The sequence below is a fragment of the Jiangella endophytica genome, from assembly GCF_003427025.1.
Taxonomy (GTDB): domain Bacteria; phylum Actinomycetota; class Actinomycetes; order Jiangellales; family Jiangellaceae; genus Jiangella; species Jiangella endophytica.
Genome location: NZ_QVAI01000083.1, coordinates 1 through 290 on the forward strand (window position 1 = coordinate 1; position 290 = coordinate 290).

Sequence of the window (290 nt, forward strand, 5' to 3'; positions counted from 1 at the left end):
CGGGCTCGCCGCTGGCCCCGCCGACGTCGCTGTACCTCGACAACTACCTGGAGGTGTTCGACCGCGTCCCACTGGCGCAGAGCTTCGGCAACACTCTCTACGTCACGGTCGGGGCGGTGGTGGTGCAGCTGCTCGTCGGCGCCACCGCGGCCTACGGGATGATCATGCGGGCGACGCTGTTCAACCGGGTCTTCGGCGTGCTCCTGCTGCTGGCGTTCGTCGTGCCGGCGCAGTCGACCCTGATCCCGCTCTACCGGACGCTGGTCGACGCCGAACTGGTCGACAGCCTG

At 69.0% G+C, this 290-nt stretch carries 1 pseudogene; it reads left to right on the forward strand.

The features are described 5' to 3' along the window. Positions 1-290 (forward strand): annotated as a pseudogene (locus DZA62_RS35365) (carbohydrate ABC transporter permease); the annotation flags it as partial.